Here is a 17,407-nt window from a genome sequence, read left to right as displayed (position 1 = left end):
TACAACTTAGATTTGCAACAATCAATAAAGAACAATTGCAACTCAACTTTAAACTTACATTTATGTTCTTCATTCAGCGCGGATAGCATCTCGGCCGCTTTCTTTGAAACTTTCCATTCTTGATTATTCATATAGGCATATAACGCTTAACATATGGGGATTTTAGGAGCGCTTTTTCAGCGAGTAAAATTCCCTCTATAATGCACTTGTTATATTTAATTGTTTAAGTGTACTGTGAATACAATTAAGGCTACATAAAACGACAAACCTAATAACCATATTAAGTTGATATTTTTTTCTTTACTAACTCTAAAAGTCGTAAAGTCCGTGAAAGCTATTTTATACTGTCCAAGAGTAAAAACTTTAAGAATTAAACATCCTGTAGAGTAAAATACAAAACCGAAAAACGATTCGATTAGTAACCAAATAAATACATCCATTACGATACTCATAATTGCTTCCTTAAATATAACGTTTCAAAGCACGGGCGCGCGCTTTTTGCGCGTCTGTGTGGCTTTGTTTGTTATGTACCATTTGATAATGCTTTAGCTTGTGTTGGTTTTTGATAATCGGAGCCGATCCAGTATGCACTTAATAAAGGAGAAAACAGCGTAAAAACAATCATAGGATTGTTGTAAAACTCAAATTTGATAAAAATTGATGACAATACTATTTGAATTATAATATTTAAAACGGAGCCAAATAATAAAATTTTACTACTTATGTTTTCATCTTTTTTAAAAAAGGAAATAAAGTAAGATAACAACATTAGATAACTAACAGCACAGAGCGCCCCAGCAAGCATCAATAACGATGCAATAGTAGGTTCGGTTCCCCCAATCAGTCCAGCTTGTGTCATCAGTAAAAAACCACCCACAATTAATACGACAACCTGAATTGGCACTAATAAAGCACTTAATATTTTTAAAAGTAACATAGTTAACTAGACTCGATTTTAGGCACATAACAATTTAATAGTGCGCGAACCGCGCATATTTCTATTTACATATCGCGCACTTTTCTAGTTTGTACTATTAGTAACAAATTACCTAACACATTGCTATAGATAGAAAATAAGGGAAATTGATAGGCTTTTTGATTCTATAAAAATGCGCGAACCGCGCATTTTCCTAACTACCTATGCAAGTTAGCTAAAGCTGTATTTAACACCAGTAATAATCGTCCACTAATAAGCAAGATATGACCTAGAAAAGCATGCTTACTAAGCTGAGCGAATATAATAGCTAATCAACACTCAACAATATTGACCGCTAGGCCGCCTCTGGCGGTTTCCTTGTATTTAGACTTCATATCGTTACCGGTTTCCCACATAGTTTTAATGACTTTGTCTAACGATACTTTGTGGTCACCGTTACCCCGCAAGGCTAGCCTTGAGGCATTAATGGCTTTAATTGAGCCCATAGCATTACGTTCAATACAGGGCACTTGCACTAATCCGCCCACTGGGTCGCAAGTTAAACCTAGATTATGTTCCATGCCTATCTCGGCAGCATTTTCGACTTCGTCTACTGTGCCACCAAGTATTTCGGTAAGTGCCCCTGCAGCCATAGAGCAAGCTACACCTACTTCGCCTTGGCAACCTACTTCGGCACCCGATATTGAGGCATTCTTTTTGTATAAAATACCAATGGCCGCTGCGGTTAATAAGTAACGTACTGCTGTGTCTTCATCTACTGGGCTGATAAACTTGTCATAGTAATGCAACACAGCTGGGATAATACCCGCAGCACCATTAGTGGGGGCGGTAACAACTCGGCCACCAGCAGCGTTTTCTTCATTAACAGCTAGTGCAAATAGGTTAACCCAGTCCATAGCTAGCATAGGATCGGTACTTCGTTCGTTTTGCAATCTGCGATAAAGCTTAGGGGCGCGGCGCGTTACTTTTAAGCCACCAGGTAGGATGCCTTCATTACTAATGCCGTTTTGCACGCATTCCTGCATAACTTGCCAGATATGCCAAAGCTTTTGTTTTACTTTTGCTTTGTTTTGAAACACCTGTTCATTTAAAAGCATAAGCGAGCTAATACATAAACCATGCTCTCTGCACAGTCGCAGTAACTCTGTAGCAGATGAAAAGGAATAGGGTACAGGTAGCGCATCATGTTTTAAGGCGCTAACCTTTTCATCATGAAAGTTTTCTTCTTTAAGAATAAAGCCACCGCCAATAGAGTAGTAACTTTGACTGGCAATCATTTCACCTTGTTTATAAGCAAAGAAAGTAAGCCCATTAGCGTGCAGCGGTAGAGTTTTACGTCGATGAAAAATAATGGCATTTTGACGGGGAAATTTTACGGTTTTTTCAGCGTTCAAATCTAGTGATTGCTTAACATCAACATTGCGCAATAAGGTGTCAACTAAGCCAATATCTATAGATTCAGGCGTGTAACCTTGCAGGCCTAAAATAACGGCTTTTCCAGTGCCATGGCCTTTACCCGTTTGCCCAAGGGAGCCAAACAACTCCACTTTCACTTCATCCACTTGATCGAATACTTCAAGTGTTTTTAACTGCTGACAAAACTCTACGCCAGCTCGCATAGGGCCCACTGTATGTGAACTAGATGGGCCAATACCTACGCTGAACATATCAAAAACACTGATCATGGTTTTCTCGATTTAATTGAGTTAATGCTTACATAATGGTGGGTTAACTTAAGTGGTGTAGTGGTTATGCACTTTTCTAATAAAGACATTAAGTAGCCCATATAAGACATGAGAATTTTAATTATATATACTAAAACGCAAATCAATCCAAGTTCACTTACAAATAAGCGACACAATCAAATTAGTGAGTAGTTTGGTGTTATTTATTAACGACGCGTTTAGTAAATAAAAGGTCGTTATCGATCAAAAACGCAGTATGACTAATGCTAGACTGAATCTCGAGCTCACACGGTATACGTAGGCGTTACGCACAACAATATTAGTTATATATAGCCCAACTATATTTTGAGCTACTAATAACTACCCTTACTTTCGTAAAGTCTGTAAGCCTCAGAAAAATAACAATAAAGAAGATAAGAATGACACCAGATACCGCAGAACAATTAAGCACAAACAAGTATTCTAGTTGGTTCAATATCGGTATTAAACATAGTGTGTTTTGGCCCCCTTTTCTGCTTTTACTGGGCGCAATGGTATTTAGTTTTGTTGATTTAGAGAACTTTCTCAATGTCATGACAGAAATAAATGACTGGATCCTCACTACCTTTTCTTGGTTATTTAGTATTTCAACTTTGTGTTTAGTTATTAGCCTAGTCATTACCTTTTTCTCTCCCCTTGGCAAAATCAAAATTGGCGGTACCCACGCCAAACCTTTACTAACTAAATGGCAATGGTTTGCGATTACACTATGCACCACGGTTGCTACTGGCATTCTGTTTTGGGGCGCAGCAGAACCCATGTATCACTTTTATGAACCCCCCACTTCTTTAGATATTGCCGCGCAAAGTGAAGAAGCGGTTAGGTTTACTATGGGCACCATGTTTATGCATTGGTCATTTACGCCTTATGCTATTTATTGCGTACCTGCATTAGTGTTTGCCTTGTGTTATTACAATTTGCATATGCCATTTTCACTAGGCTCTTCATTAAAACCATTTTTAGGTAGATTGATTACCAAAAAAAGCGCCATAGTCATTGATGCTGTCGCTTTGTTTGCTTTAGTCGCGGGCATGGCTTCATCTCTAGGTTCTGGTATTTTAGTATTGGGTGGTGGCCTACAATCTGTTTTAGGTATACCTAACACCAAAACGGTAATGGCGCTGGTTTGTGCTGCCATTGTGGTCACTTTTATCGCCTCTGCTGTGAGTGGTTTGCAAAAGGGTATTGCGCGGCTTTCTAATCTAAATGCGCAAGTTTTTATTGTCTCTTGTGTATTTGTGCTTATGTTCGGCCCCACCCAATATATATTTTCGGCTGGGCTGCAGGGCATGACTGATTACGTCACCACCTTTTTCTCAAGAAGCTTAAATATGTACACCGGCCCTGAAGATAACTGGCCTAACCTATGGACCATATTTTATTGGGCCAATTGGTATGCGTGGGCACCGGTAGTGGCTTTATTTTTAGGAAGAATTGGCCGAGGTTACACTGTAAGAGAATTTATAGTGGTGAACTTAATCTTGCCTTCAATGTTCGCTTTTGTATGGATGTCGACCTTTTCTGGCAGTGCTATTTATTTCGACAATCTCACCTTAGGTGGTATTAAGACCGCAATGGATGAAAAAGGCGTTGAAGGGGCCATCTATACCTTGTTTGAGAATTTACCTATAAGCTATATCACTGCTGGCATTTTTATCTTTATCACCTTTATTTCTTACGTTACCGCAGCCGACTCAAACACAGATACCATGAGCAACCTGTGTGCAGCCGACAACGAAGCCTGTGTAAATGATCCCGAAGAGGGTTCGGCAGCCGAATTAGAAAGCGCCTCCACACCAACCAAAGCCGCACCTCTGATGCTACTAAAAATAGTTTGGGGAATGAGTATTGGCGTTATAGCCTGGGTAATGGTGAGTTTCGCCAGTATTGATGGCATCAAGATGATGTCAAACTTAGGGGGCTTGCCCGCTATGTTTATTATTATCTGTGTAAATGGCTCCTTACTAGTACTGATTTATAGAGTAGTAAAAGGCGACAAACTAGAGCCGCCTGTTGCTGATAAACCCTAACGACTTAGAGGCTGTTTTATGGTTTTTATCAAGGTAAAAGCCAAGCTAAAAACAGCCTGAAAATTATTCGCAAAAATAACGGTATTCAAGGCATAAATTAACGAGCATTACAGCAATTCTGCTGGTATTCTGCGCGCCTTTTTAACCCTTACAATTTTTTACAACGAGTAATGCTATGGGATCCCTATTAAGGTCTATCTTTGCCTTATTATTATCAGCCGCCATTTTGCTAATGGGCCACGGTCTGCAATACACATTAGTGCCACTTTATGGTGTGAGTCTTGGTTGGGAGTCCACCACCATAGGTTTTATAGGCTCTAGTTATTTTGCTGGTTTTGTATTGGGTTGCCTAACCGTTCCTAAGTTGGTTGCAAGAGTCGGTCATATTCGAGTTTTTACCGTTTTGGTTGCCCTAACCACTGGCTCTATGTTGTTTATTGGTATAGCTGACCAGTTCGAGTTGTGGGTAATTGCACGTCTATTAATGGGCTGGGCAATGGCCGGAATTTACATGGTGATGGAAAGCTGGCTTAACGAAAAAACCCCCACCGAATACAGAGGTAGCATCTTATCTATCTATGCAGTTATCACCCTAGGGGCTATCTGTATTGGACAATTACTCGTGGGTTTTGACCTTGGCTACGAGCGTTTGTTTATGCTTGGCGCAGCTTTATTAGTGTTGGGCATTTTACCCATAGGTTTAACCACAAGCTCAGCACCTAACCCCATACCTAACATTAAGTTAAGTTTCAGGCGCATATTTTCGGTATCGCAAATTGCTATGGTAGGTGCATTTTTAGGTGGTTTTATTTCAGGTGGTTTTTGGGCCCTTGGGCCGGTTGTGGCTAATTCTAATGGCTTAGAAGCAGGGCAAGTGGGCTTATTTATGGCTGTCACCTTATTAGGGGGCGCAGCCTTGCAGTACCCATTAGGGAGAATGTCTGACAACATCGACAGACGTATAGTCATTGCTGGCTTAGCCGTTTTTGGATTAGTAGCCTGTTTAGTTGCTATGTTGCCTTTGTATGACCACCCTTGGTTTATTTACCTAACCATGTTTGCCTTTGGTGGCTTAGTCTTCCCTTTGTATGCATTATGTTTAGCTCACGCAAATGACAACACCGACTTATCGGTAATGGAAGTGGGTAGCGGCGTATTAATGATGAACAGTTTAGGCAGTGTATTTGGGCCCCTAGTGGTGTCATCTCTATTTGCCTATACCGAGCAAGCTTTGTTTATTGTGTCAGCGGTTTCATTTTCGCTGTTAGCTTTTTGGACTATATTCAGGATCAATTTCTATCAAGCAGACAGAGAGCACTATGCTCCGTTTGTGAGTGTCAGCAAAACCACTCATGAGGTGATAGAAGTAGGAATCGATCCAGAAGAAGAGGAGGTACAACAAACAGAACACGCCCATTAATATTTAATGGGCACCGCCTATTGCTTACTTAGTAAACACCACCGTTTTCTTACCATGTAAGAATATACGATTTTCAATGTGGTTTTGTACTGCTCTAGCAAGGGTTAAGCATTCAATGTCTCGTCCTTTAGCCGCTAAATCTTCAGGGTGATAACCATGGTCTACGGTTTCTACACCTTGGCTAATAATCGGCCCTTCGTCTAGCTCATCGCTTACATAATGGGCCGTTGCACCCACTAGCTTAATACCTTTCTCGTAAGCCTGATGATAAGGCTTTGCGCCTTTAAAACCAGGTAACAAAGAGTGATGAATATTGATGGCTCTACCTGCCAACTTTTGGCACATATCATTGGTTAATACTTGCATGTAGCGAGCTAAGACCACCAAATCTGTTTGGTATTCTTGAATCACATCCCAAATCAACGCTTCTTGCTGTACCTTAGTCTCTTTGGTAATAGGGAAATGATAATAAGGGATATTATGCCACGCCGCTAAATCTTCACAGTCTGGATGATTAGATACAATAGCTTGAATATCTACTGCCAAACTGCCAATTCTCCAACGATAAAGCAGGTCATTTAGACAGTGATCTTGCTTAGAGACTAAAATCACCACTTTAGGCTTATACGCTTTTGCCACCAGCTGCCACTGCATAGAGAACTTTTCAGCTTGAAGATTAAAACCTTCCATGAAGGCTTGGCGATCAAACTCAGCCCCATCATTGGCATGGAATTCGATACGAATAAAAAACTGGCCGTTTTTGGTGTCATCAAAAGAATGGATTTCTGTGATGTAAAAGCCATTCTCATATAAATAACGGGTTACTACGTCTACCGTACCTAACAAACTTGGGCAACTTGCGGTAATGATCTGAGTTTGAACTTGTTGTTGTTTTTCTGTAACTGACAGTGTCATTACTATTCCTTTGAAACCAAAAAATAAACAGTTACCGCGAAATACGCAGGCCGTATTCTTTACTGCTTTGTTGTAGCCATAACCAAATATAATCTGAAAAACTACGGCGAATAACTAACTGAAAACTTTGCTCACCTGTGCGCCTAATATGGGCAGAAGATTTTGCAAACGTAGTGCCGACAACTTTACCAACGGGGAAGTTGTCTAAATGGACATCATAGCCAGTGGATTTTTGAAGTACCTTAATACAATCATCACCGCTCAACTCAAGTATGGTTTGCCCACCACTTATATCCGACACCGCAAAATGACCTGTTAAGCTAGCTCGTAAACTTGCTTCTGTGGCTTCTTCTTTGCCACCTTCAACAAGAATGATCCACTCATCTGGTGATAACCACATAATCGTAGTGTCGTCATTTTGTGCTGACGAACAAGGCGCAAGTGGCAGTGCTAAACCTAATGCTTTTGCCACTCCGGCCACAAACTCTGGGTCTTGGGCATTACCTCGCAAATTTAAATGTCCTAACAGGGCATCTTCACGCAATACCACACCACCTTCCGTGGTTAAGGCTGACAACGCAGCAAAGTCTGCATGCTGTAACGGGGATTCTACTTTGACTAAATCAGACATTTTGGCGATCTCCTTTTGGATCGTAAAATACAGAACTACATATTTCAGCTTCTATGGTGCTGCCATCAGCAAGTGGCACAAATACTGATTGCCCCATTCGCTCTAACCCGCCTTTCACCACCGCTAAGGCAAATGAATAACCTAAACATGCACTGTAATAACTTGAGGTTACATGCCCCACCATAGTCATAGGAATGGGCTGGTCTTTATCAAATACAATTTGTGCGCCTTCCGGTAATACCACTTTGGGGTCTTTAGGTTTTAGGCCTACAAACTGTTTACGATCAGTACGCTCGTTGTCTTCTCGAGTCCAAGAACGTTTACCTAAGTAACTAAAGGCTTTCTTCTTGCCTACGACCCAATTCATGTCTAAATCTTGAGGAGTAACCGAGCCGTCTGTATCTTGCCCAACAATAATAAAGCCTTTTTCAGCACGTAATATGTGCATGGTTTCAGTACCGTACGGGGTAATATCAAACTCTTGACCGGCCGCAACTACAGCTTCCCAACAATGTAAACCAAAGTTAGCTTGTACGTTGATTTCAAAAGACAATTCACCAGTAAATGAAATACGGAAAATTCGCGCTTTGACCCCGGCGACTTCTGCAGCAATCCAGCCCATATACGGGAAGGCTTCGTTGCTCACGTCAGCATCGGTAAGTTTTTCGAGTACCTTACGGCTATTAGGGCCAGATATGGTCATGGTAGACCAATGATCGGTCACAGTGCTGAAGTACACTTCTAACTCAGGCCATTCAGTTTGATGCCAAAGCTCTAACCAATTTAATACGCCAGCCGCGCCACCTGTAGTAGTGGTCATTTGGAAGCGATTATCGTTGATGCATGCGGTTACACCGTCGTCAAACACCATACCGTCTTCTTTACACATCACACCATATCGACATTTGCCAACCGCTAATTGACTCCAAGGGTTGGTGTAAACACGGTTTAAAAATTCACGGGCATCTTTACCTTGAATATCTATTTTCCCTAAGGTAGATGCATCTAACAAACCTACACTGTTGCGGGTTGCTAAGCATTCGCGCGCGAGTGCTTGTTCCATGGTTTCACCTGGTTTTGGGTAATACCAAGGACGTTTCCACTGGCCTACATCTTCAAACTCAGCGCCATTATCAACATGCCAGCGATGCATGGCCGTAAAACGAGCTGGGTCAAACAACTGCTTAACATCACTGCCCGAGAGGGCACCAAAGGTAACAGGTGTGTACATAGGCCTAAAAATAGTGGTGCCCGTTTCAGGAATGGTTTTGCCTAAAGAATTGGCAGTTATCGCCATACCATTTATGTTGCCTAACTTACCTTGGTCAGTACCAAAACCTAATGCGGTATAACGCTTAACGTGCTCTATCGACTCAAAACCTTCACGGTTAGCTAATTCAATACCAGCAGCAGTTACATCATTTTGGTAATCCACAAACTGCTTAGGTGCGCGACTGGTTGGTTTAGAGTGAGGAATATGAAACAGCGCCATGGCAGGTGTTTCGGTATATTTAGTCACTGTAGGCGTTAAAAACTCTAGGCTACTGACATGTTTGCCCGCATCACCGGCAGCGGCTAAACCACACTTAATGCCGTCTTCTAGTACTTGTGATAAATCATATACACCTTGTATACCACCGCAAATATGCTGTGCTTGCTCAGTATTACCAGGTACAAAGCCTTGTATGTCATCACGCCAAATAGGCTTGCTACCCGTATGTGAAGACAAATGTAATACCGGGCTCCAACCTCCAGAGCTTGCAACCGTGTCACAGATATAACTAACGGCTTGCCCCGAAACAGATTTACCATCAGCACTCAAGGGGGCAACCTCTACAGATTTAACCCGCTTGCTGCCTTTAACATCAATAATGCCATGACCAAATTCGACTTTTATGCCGCGCTTCATCGCCTCTTTCACCAAGAATCCATCGGCACTTGGGCGGGTATCAGCTATTAGCACCACACTTTTGCCCGCATCATGCCAAGCAATGGCGGCTTTGTAAGCGTTATCATTTGTGGTCATCAAGGCCAAGCGATTGCCGGGTACCACAGCATAGCGATTAATATAAGTGGTAACTGCTGAAGCTAACATACAACCTGGCACATCATTGTTGCCAAATACCAAAGGCCGTTCGTGGGCTCCGGTGGCTAAAATAACTTGTTTAGCTCGTACTTTATGTAAACGCTGCCTAGTGCCATGACTATTGGTTTCACCAATATGATCGCTACGACGCTCGTTAATCCCTATGTAATTTTGGTCGTAATAACCAAATGCAGTACTACGGGGTAACAAAAGCACATTATCGTTTTCAGCTAATGCAGTTAAGGTACTTACTAACCAAACGGCAGCCGCGGTTCCATCGATTAATTCTGTAGAACAAAGCAGGCTGCCGCCCATTTCGTTTTGCTCATCGGCAATTATCACTCTAGCACCTGCGCGAGCCGCAGCTAATGCAGCAGATAAACCCGCAGGGCCTGCACCGACTACCATCACATCACAATGGTGATTTAATTTGTCGTAACTATCTGGGTCAGGCTGGAGAGGACTGCAACCTAAACCAGCACCTTTACGGATCATTTTTTCGTAAGACATCCACATAGATTGCGGAAACATAAAGGTCTTATAATAAAATCCTGGAGGCATGGCAGAACCACCCACTTTGCCCACTGTACCCATTAGGTCAAAATCAACATTAGGCCAACCGTTGGTAGAGCTACACACTAAATTGGCATACAACTCAGTTTGTGTTGCCCTTGGGTTAGGAATAGTCGACGCATCATTAGAGCCCACTTGAAATATAGCATTTGGCTCTTGGGCATCAGCTGTGATCACTCCCCTTGGGCGACTATATTTAAAACTTCTACCCACCACATCCACACCATTAGCTAACAATGCAGAGGCTAATGTGTCACCTTCAAACCCTTGATAAGTTTTATCGTTAAAGGTGAAATTTAAAGGCGTTTGCCGATTAATACGGCCACCATCATCTAGGCGATTGACTTGTTTCATTCCGACTCCTCAGCAACAACACTTGGCTGCTGACCCATCTTGTAGGTTTCTAATATTTTGTATGTCACTGTGTGCCTTGTCATGTTGAAAAACTTACGACATCCGGCACCGTGCACCCACATTTCGTGGTGTAGCCCGCGGGGATTTTTTCTGAAAAACAAATATTGAGACCACTGCTCATCAGTGAGTGCCTCAGGCTCTAAAGGGCGCTCAATGTGCGCCTCACCAACAGGGTGAAATTCATCTTCTTCGCGAAACTCTTCGCAGTAAGGACAGTAGATATGTAACATGATTTAAATCTCCCCGACTTAGTGCGCAACACCGGCAGCGCCGTGTTCATCAATTAATTTACCTGAAGTAAAACGGTCAATATCGAAAGCTTTAGCTAGAGGATGAGGCTCGTCTTTGGCGACTGTATGAGCAAATACGTTTCCAGACCCCGGCGTGGCTTTAAAGCCTCCGGTGCCCCAACCGCAGTTGAAGTACAAACCTTTGACATGTGTTTTTGAGATAATAGGACAAGCATCTGGTGTGGTGTCTACTATGCCGCCCCACGCTCGGTTTAACCTAACGCGGCTAAAGATAGGGAACATCTCAATAATGGCTGAAATAGTATGCTCAACAATATTAAACGAGCCACGCTGGCCATAACCTAAGTAACCATCAATACCGGCACCAATAACCAAGTCGCCTTTGTCTGACTGACTCACATAACCATGTACATGGTTAGACATAACAACCGTATCGATAATCGGCTTAATTGGCTCAGATACCATAGCTTGTAATGGATGAGATTCTAAGGGTAACTCCATGCCCACCATTTTTGCCAAGGTGCCAGAATTACCCGCTGCCACACAGGCTACTTTGTCAGCCGAAATAAAGCCGCGATTAGTTTCTACACCGCACACTGCACCGTCTTTGCGACGAATACCTGTTACTTCGGTTTGTTGCAGTAAATCTACCCCTAACGCATCTGCGGCACGGGCGTATCCCCACGCTACAGCATCGTGCCTAGCGGTGCCCCCTCTAGGTTGCCAAGACGCCCCCATTACAGGGTAACGAGCAGTCTTAGAACAATCTAAAATAGGTACTATGTCTTGTACCTCTGCGGTATTCAGTAATTGAGAGTCGATACCGTTTAGTCTGTTAGCACTCACTCGGCGTTCGATATCTCGCATATCTTGCAAAGTATGGCCAAGGTTTAACACACCACGCTGGCTGAACATCAAGTTGTAATTTAAGTCTTGAGCAAGGCCTTCCCACAATTTTAATGAATGCTCGTATAAATGCGCCGCTTCATCCCACAAGTAGTTTGAGCGAATTATAGTGGTGTTACGGGCGGTGTTACCGCCACCTAGGTAGCCTTTTTCGACCACTGCTATATTGGTCATGCCATGCTCTTTTGCCATGTAATAAGCGGTTGCTAAACCATGGCCTCCACCACCCACAATGATTGCATCGTAGTGTTTTTTAGGGGTTGGGTTACGCCATACCCGTTGCCAGTTTTCGTGGTGGCTTAAGGAATGTTTTAACAGTCCGAAACCAGAGTACTTTTCCATGGTTCTACCTTTTTTAAATTGCGCTGGGCAATATCTGTTTAATCAATAACGACTGTATTACTTAACGGTAAACAGGGTTCGCTTCGCACATCACCAAGACTTTTTCTCGCACTGAGTTAATGGTGTCTTCGTTGTCTATGTCGTCTAACACATCGCATATCCAATGGGTTAAATCCGTTACTTCAGTTAGCCCAAAACCACGGCTAGTAATGGCTGGGGTACCAATGCGTAAACCACTCGTCACAAAAGGTGACTGGGGGTCGTTAGGTACTGAGTTTTTGTTTACTGTGATATTGGCACGACCTAATGCAGCATCGGCGTCTTTACCTGTTATGCCCTTGTCTATTAAATCGAGCAAAAACAAATGGTTATCAGTACCGCCAGATACCACCTTGTAGCTACGTTCTTGAAATACCTTTGCCATAGCACGGGCGTTATCAATAACCTGCTGCTGATAGCTTATAAAGTTATCTTCCATGGCTTCTTTGAAAGACACGGCTTTAGCGGCAATAACATGCATTAACGGGCCGCCTTGGCCTCCAGGAAATACCGCTGAATTAAGTTTTTTCTCAAAGGTTTCGCTGTCTTTAGACAAAATCAAACCGCCACGAGGGCCACGCAATGTTTTATGGGTTGTAGTGGTAACAACATCAGCAATAGGCACAGGATTTGGGTAATGTCCCGCGGCCACTAAGCCCGCTACGTGAGCCATGTCCACAAAAAACCATGCGCCTACTTCGTCTGCTATATCACGAAAACGCTGCCAATCTACTACCCGAGAGTAAGCAGAAAATCCCGCAATAATCATTTTTGGTTTATGTTCTTTGGCAAGTTGCGCCACTTGCTCGTAGTCTATTTCTCCAGTGCTTTCGTCTAAGCCGTATTGCACAGAATGATAAATTTTTCCTGAGAAACTCACCTTAGAGCCGTGAGTTAAATGACCACCGTGAGCCAAACTCATACCTAATACGGTATCGCCAGGTTGTAACAAGGCCATAAATACAGCGGCATTAGCTTGAGAACCAGAATGCGGCTGTACGTTTGCATAATCAGCAGCAAATAACTCTTTGGCACGGTCAATTGCCACCTGCTCAACAATATCTACATGTTCACACCCGCCGTAATAACGTTTTGCAGGATAGCCTTCAGCGTACTTATTGGTTAATTGGGTACCTTGAGCTTGCATCACGCGGGCACTGGTATAATTTTCAGAGGCAATGAGCTCTACGTGGTCTTGTTGACGCTTTTCTTCACTCAAAATGGCTTGCCAGATTTGCTCATCGTAACCTGCAATCTGATCGTTCTTATAAAACATCCTGCTCTCTCCAGCACCTAATAACGGGTGTTTTTGTCATCTATTAATTGAATGGGGCTGTGCCACTTTGTTGCATCACAGCCTAAGTATTTTCCTATTTAAACCAGGAATATTTCTGTCAGTCAGCATGACTGCTTGTGCTGCATATTAGCCCCCGAGCTTAGAGTTAATAGTTCTGCTAACGCCACAATTAAGACCATTTACGACATTTTAATTGCGCCCTAAAAATGCAGAGTTTAGATAGCAAAAAACGCTAAAAACCACTCATCACAAACTAAAAAACTCCAGACCAGCCAGAGTTTTTTAACTTCATAAACCTACAAATCTACACGCTTTAGTATTCGATCGACACATCACCTTTAGGGATACTGCAGCAACTTAAAATGTATCCATCTTCAACGTCTTCTTCGGTAATACCACCATTGTGAGACATCTCTACTTCACCAGATGTCTTTTTAACAATACAGGTGCCGCACATGCCCAAACCACACCCTTTAGGAATATGTAAACCCACCAGCGCCGCCGCTGTATGTACAGTTTGCTCTGCTTGAATTTTAATGGCTTTACCGCTGTTACTAAATTCAACTTGGAAGAGATCTTGGGTGTCTACCTCTAAGTTAGCGTTATCATCGGCTTGTTGCTGTGCATCAACTTGAGATTCTTCTGGCGGAGAACCAAAGCTCTCTTCATGGTAATTCGCCATATCAAAGCCAAGGCCTTCAAGCATTTCTCTAATGGCACTCATGTACACAGCTGGGCCGCAACAAAACACGGTGCGCTGCATAAAATCAGGGGCGATAATTTCTAACTTTGCGCGGTCTAAAAATCCAGTGTAACCACTCCAGTTTTCACCATTTTCGTAACGCTGACACACAATATTTAAATTGAAGTTATCAATGCGCGCATCCATTAATTTCAATTCATCGTGATAAATAATATCTCTAGGAGAGCGAGCGCTATGTACAAAGTTAATATCCACATTCGCGTTAGTGTCGTACCACCATCTAGACATAGACATAAGCGGTGTAATACCCACACCACCAGACAACAACAACACCTTGTCGCTAACAATATCAAAGCAGTTAAACTGCCCAACAGGCCCATGTATGGTTAGCAAGTCACCTAACTTTAGGTTGTCGTGCATCCAGTTAGATACTTCACCATAGGGGATGCGCTTAATCGTCACCGAAAAGCTATAAGGCACAGACGGAGAAGACGAAATAGTGTAACTACGAAACACCTGTTGGCCGTTAATTTCTAGCTCAAACGTCACAAACTGACCAGGCTTAAAAAAGTGCATGACTGGCGAGCTAGCCTTAAAACAAAAGGTGCGCACATCCATAGTTTCATAGATAACATTTACACACTGCACTTCGTGGCGACCGTTGGCCCAACTCTGGGTGTTAACGTCGGTTAAAAAATCCTCGCTCATAGAGAATACATTCCAAAACTAAACCTAATAGGCGCTCAATATCTTACAGTCCAGATACGGCAACTTACTCAAAAACGACAACCCTATAACCATTAACACCAGCACCAATAAATAGCTCGAGTTATAGCAAATTGCACAAATATAAGAGGAGGTCGGAATTGCAGTATAGTTTTGTCGCTTTTAGAGATGCCCTGATAACAAGGGAGCTGCAAAATCATTAAAAAAAATATATAAGAGTGAATGCAGGTATTGCGCTGCTCATTCAAACACAGACTTAGCTACGACCTGAAGGCAGTAAGTTGTAGATATGGTCAAAACGGAGCATGGAATTTTTTATGGCAAACCTCAATATCATACCAAGTACGATGTTACCGATTAATAAGCAAGAGCAAATAGCTGACTGCTTAAAACATCACCCTATTAGCTATTCGCTGCCTCAGCCTTTTTATACCGAGCAAGAGAACTTTGATATTGAGATGGAGCAAATATTTCAAAAGGAATGGTTATTTGTAGGCTTAACCTGCGAAATTCCTAGAAAAGGCAACTACATTACTCAGGAAGTTGGCAACAACCCAGTTACCATAGTCAGAGATCAAAACGGTGAGGTGAAAGCATTCCACAATGTTTGTCGTCACCGTGGCTCAAAGCTATGTTTATCTAAAAAAGGGAAAGCCGCCAAATTAGTTTGTACTTACCATCAATGGATTTACGAACTAGACGGTGAACTACTCCATGCTGGTACTGACATGGGTGACGACTTTGATAAATCTAAATTCAGCTTGCACCCAGTTAATTGCCGCACTGCTGGGGGCTACATTTTTATATCTCTTAGCGACAACCCCACAAACATAGATGGATTTTTTGACGACTTAACCGACTATTTAGAACCATACGATTTAGAGAACGCCAAGGTCGCTGTTGAAAAAACCATAGTCGAAGATGCAAACTGGAAGTTAGTTATCGAAAACAACCGAGAGTGTTACCACTGTAACGGCTCCCATCCTGAATTATTAGGCTCGTTGTTAGAGTGGGACGATACAGAAGACCCCCGCGCCAGTGACGAATTCAGAGCACAAGTCGCCAGAAAACAGGCTCTGTGGGACGCTGAAAATATCCCGTACAAACATGTATCTCACGGCCACGCCATGCGTAACAGAATTGTGCGTATGCCTTTGAAAGAAGGCACCTTAGCCATGACGGTAGATGGCAAGTTAGCCAGCAAAAAGCTAATGGGCAGAATTAAAAATCCAGACTTAGGCTCAATGCGAATATTGCATTTACCTAACTCTTGGAACCACGCCCAAAGCGACCATATAGTGGCATTTCAGGTAAAACCAATAGGGCCAAGACTAACCGAAGTTACCACTAAATGGATTGTTCACAAAGATGCAGTAGAAGGGGTCGACTACGACCTTGATAGACTCACTTACGTGTGGGACGAAACCAATAAACAAGACAGAACGCTAGCCGAAAACAACCAACGCGGCATTAACTCTATGGCCTATCAACCTGGCCCTTACTCCACCACATATGAATATGGCGTGGTGAATTTCATCGATTGGTTTACCCATACCATGCAACAAAACATCGCAAGCTCAGGCCAATAGCCTGAGTTTGCAGTGCCAGCTATGACAATTTATGAAGCTACTTTACCTTTTGGTGACAAAATAAAAGTAGTTGCTACAGCTGTTAAATCTATAAGGTGACTGACGAAACAAGTTATTTCGCACATGAACACACAGATAGATTGACACTGCGAAGTAAAAGCATTTATCTTCTTAGCATGAGTATATTTAAGTTCAATCAAACAGCGCATAAAACCTCAACCACGATTTGGCTGAGGGAGCTAGCGCTTGTGTGAACTTTATTGCCCGATCACCAAGAAAGCCCTCTCAGCAAAAGCAAGAGGGCTTTTTTATTTATAGAGAAGGCAACACAATGAAGATGTATATATTAATAAAAGATGATGTACCGTTAGGTTTTGCAGTTTTAGCGTCATCACATGCAGCACTAGCTGCCTACTTAAAATTCGAAGAAAAGCCAGCAATCAAAGAATGGCTTTCAGGACGATTTTACAAAGTGGTATGTAAGGTTAATCAAAAGGAGTTCGATAGAGCTAAGACTTTTGAGGACAATGTGGTGTTAACTGAGTCGGCGTTGGACAATAAGGAAGTGGCCATTGCCTTTTGCCCTAGGGAAGAGTGGCCTAAACCATTTAAATTTTATAAGCTGTTTAAATAGTCGGCGCTTAAAAACAATAGGTTTGGGGCCCAATCACAAAACTATCGGGGTCAGATGAACATTAAATTAATAAGTCTTGAAGTGATTTAGATGTAGTTGTCTATACTAAGGTTTTTCGTTCAGAGATAAGGATATCGAATGAGTCGCCTTCCCCGAGTTTGCCCGATTGGTTTTCCACAACATGTTATTC

Annotated in this window: 13 protein-coding genes; 4 read left to right on the top strand and 9 right to left on the bottom strand. The window is 42.4% G+C overall.

Features of this window, described 5'->3' with window-relative positions; all coding sequences use genetic code 11:
- Positions 1–523: 523 nt before the first annotated feature.
- Together ABJE44_RS01780 and ABJE44_RS01775 are read right to left on the bottom strand one after the other, a co-directional pair.
- Positions 524–937 carry a hypothetical protein gene (locus tag ABJE44_RS01780; RefSeq protein ID WP_348110476.1) on the bottom strand — a complete coding sequence of 138 codons (414 nt, stop codon included), beginning with the start codon at positions 935–937 and terminating at the stop codon, positions 524–526.
- Positions 938–1,248: 311 nt separating this feature from the next.
- Positions 1,249–2,622, bottom strand: a complete 1,374-nt coding sequence (locus tag ABJE44_RS01775; RefSeq protein ID WP_348110475.1) for an L-serine ammonia-lyase — start codon at positions 2,620–2,622, stop codon at positions 1,249–1,251.
- A gap of 419 nt (positions 2,623–3,041) precedes the next feature.
- On the opposite strand from ABJE44_RS01775, the gene ABJE44_RS01770 reads away from it, so the two are divergent.
- Both ABJE44_RS01770 and ABJE44_RS01765 read left to right on the top strand, forming a co-directional pair.
- A complete protein-coding gene (locus ABJE44_RS01770) occupies positions 3,042–4,691 on the top strand; it encodes a BCCT family transporter (RefSeq protein WP_348110474.1) in 1,650 nt (549 codons plus the stop codon).
- A 175-nt stretch (positions 4,692–4,866) separates the two neighbouring features.
- Entirely contained in the window at positions 4,867–6,111 is a 1,245-nt protein-coding gene (locus tag ABJE44_RS01765; RefSeq protein ID WP_348110473.1) for an MFS transporter, read from the top strand.
- A gap of 24 nt (positions 6,112–6,135) precedes the next feature.
- Here the strand turns inward: ABJE44_RS01765 and purU are convergent, their stop codons facing one another.
- The 7 genes from purU to ABJE44_RS01730 all read right to left on the bottom strand — a co-directional run bounded on the left by purU (position 6,136) and on the right by ABJE44_RS01730 (position 14,976).
- Entirely contained in the window at positions 6,136–7,026 is an 891-nt protein-coding gene (gene purU, locus ABJE44_RS01760; protein WP_348110472.1) for a formyltetrahydrofolate deformylase, read from the bottom strand.
- 31 nt (positions 7,027–7,057) lie between these two features.
- Positions 7,058–7,657: a sarcosine oxidase subunit gamma family protein gene (gene soxG, locus ABJE44_RS01755; protein ID WP_348110471.1), complete on the bottom strand. Its 600-nt coding sequence runs from the start codon at positions 7,655–7,657 to the stop codon at positions 7,058–7,060.
- Positions 7,650–10,670 (bottom strand): sarcosine oxidase subunit alpha, encoded by a 3,021-nt coding sequence (locus ABJE44_RS01750; protein ID WP_348110470.1) that lies wholly within the window; start codon positions 10,668–10,670, stop codon positions 7,650–7,652. The genes soxG and ABJE44_RS01750 overlap by 8 nt, the downstream gene beginning before the upstream one ends.
- Positions 10,667–10,960, bottom strand: coding sequence for a sarcosine oxidase subunit delta (locus ABJE44_RS01745; RefSeq protein WP_133471877.1), 294 nt, complete (start codon positions 10,958–10,960; stop codon positions 10,667–10,669). The genes ABJE44_RS01750 and ABJE44_RS01745 overlap by 4 nt, the downstream gene beginning before the upstream one ends.
- A gap of 18 nt (positions 10,961–10,978) precedes the next feature.
- Positions 10,979–12,229 (bottom strand): sarcosine oxidase subunit beta family protein, encoded by a 1,251-nt coding sequence (locus ABJE44_RS01740; RefSeq protein ID WP_348110469.1) that lies wholly within the window; start codon positions 12,227–12,229, stop codon positions 10,979–10,981.
- A 61-nt stretch (positions 12,230–12,290) separates the two neighbouring features.
- A complete protein-coding gene (gene glyA / locus ABJE44_RS01735; protein WP_348110468.1) occupies positions 12,291–13,544 on the bottom strand; it encodes a serine hydroxymethyltransferase in 1,254 nt (417 codons plus the stop codon).
- Between the two features lie 334 nt (positions 13,545–13,878).
- The gene (locus ABJE44_RS01730) at positions 13,879–14,976 is read right to left on the bottom strand and encodes a hybrid-cluster NAD(P)-dependent oxidoreductase (RefSeq protein WP_133471880.1); all 1,098 of its coding nucleotides are present in this window, start codon (positions 14,974–14,976) and stop codon (positions 13,879–13,881) included.
- A 335-nt stretch (positions 14,977–15,311) separates the two neighbouring features.
- Here ABJE44_RS01730 and ABJE44_RS01725 point away from each other — a divergent pair, with 335 nt between their 5' ends.
- Together ABJE44_RS01725 and ABJE44_RS01720 are read left to right on the top strand one after the other, a co-directional pair.
- Positions 15,312–16,583: an aromatic ring-hydroxylating dioxygenase subunit alpha gene (locus tag ABJE44_RS01725; protein WP_348110467.1), complete on the top strand. Its 1,272-nt coding sequence runs from the start codon at positions 15,312–15,314 to the stop codon at positions 16,581–16,583.
- Positions 16,584–16,914: 331 nt separating this feature from the next.
- Positions 16,915–17,217: a peptidyl-tRNA hydrolase gene (locus ABJE44_RS01720; RefSeq protein ID WP_133471883.1), complete on the top strand. Its 303-nt coding sequence runs from the start codon at positions 16,915–16,917 to the stop codon at positions 17,215–17,217.
- Positions 17,218–17,407 lie beyond the last annotated feature (190 nt).

The organism is Paraglaciecola sp., assembly GCF_039942875.1.
Classification (GTDB): domain Bacteria; phylum Pseudomonadota; class Gammaproteobacteria; order Enterobacterales; family Alteromonadaceae; genus Paraglaciecola.
This window is presented reverse-complemented; position numbering and strand designations above follow the sequence as displayed.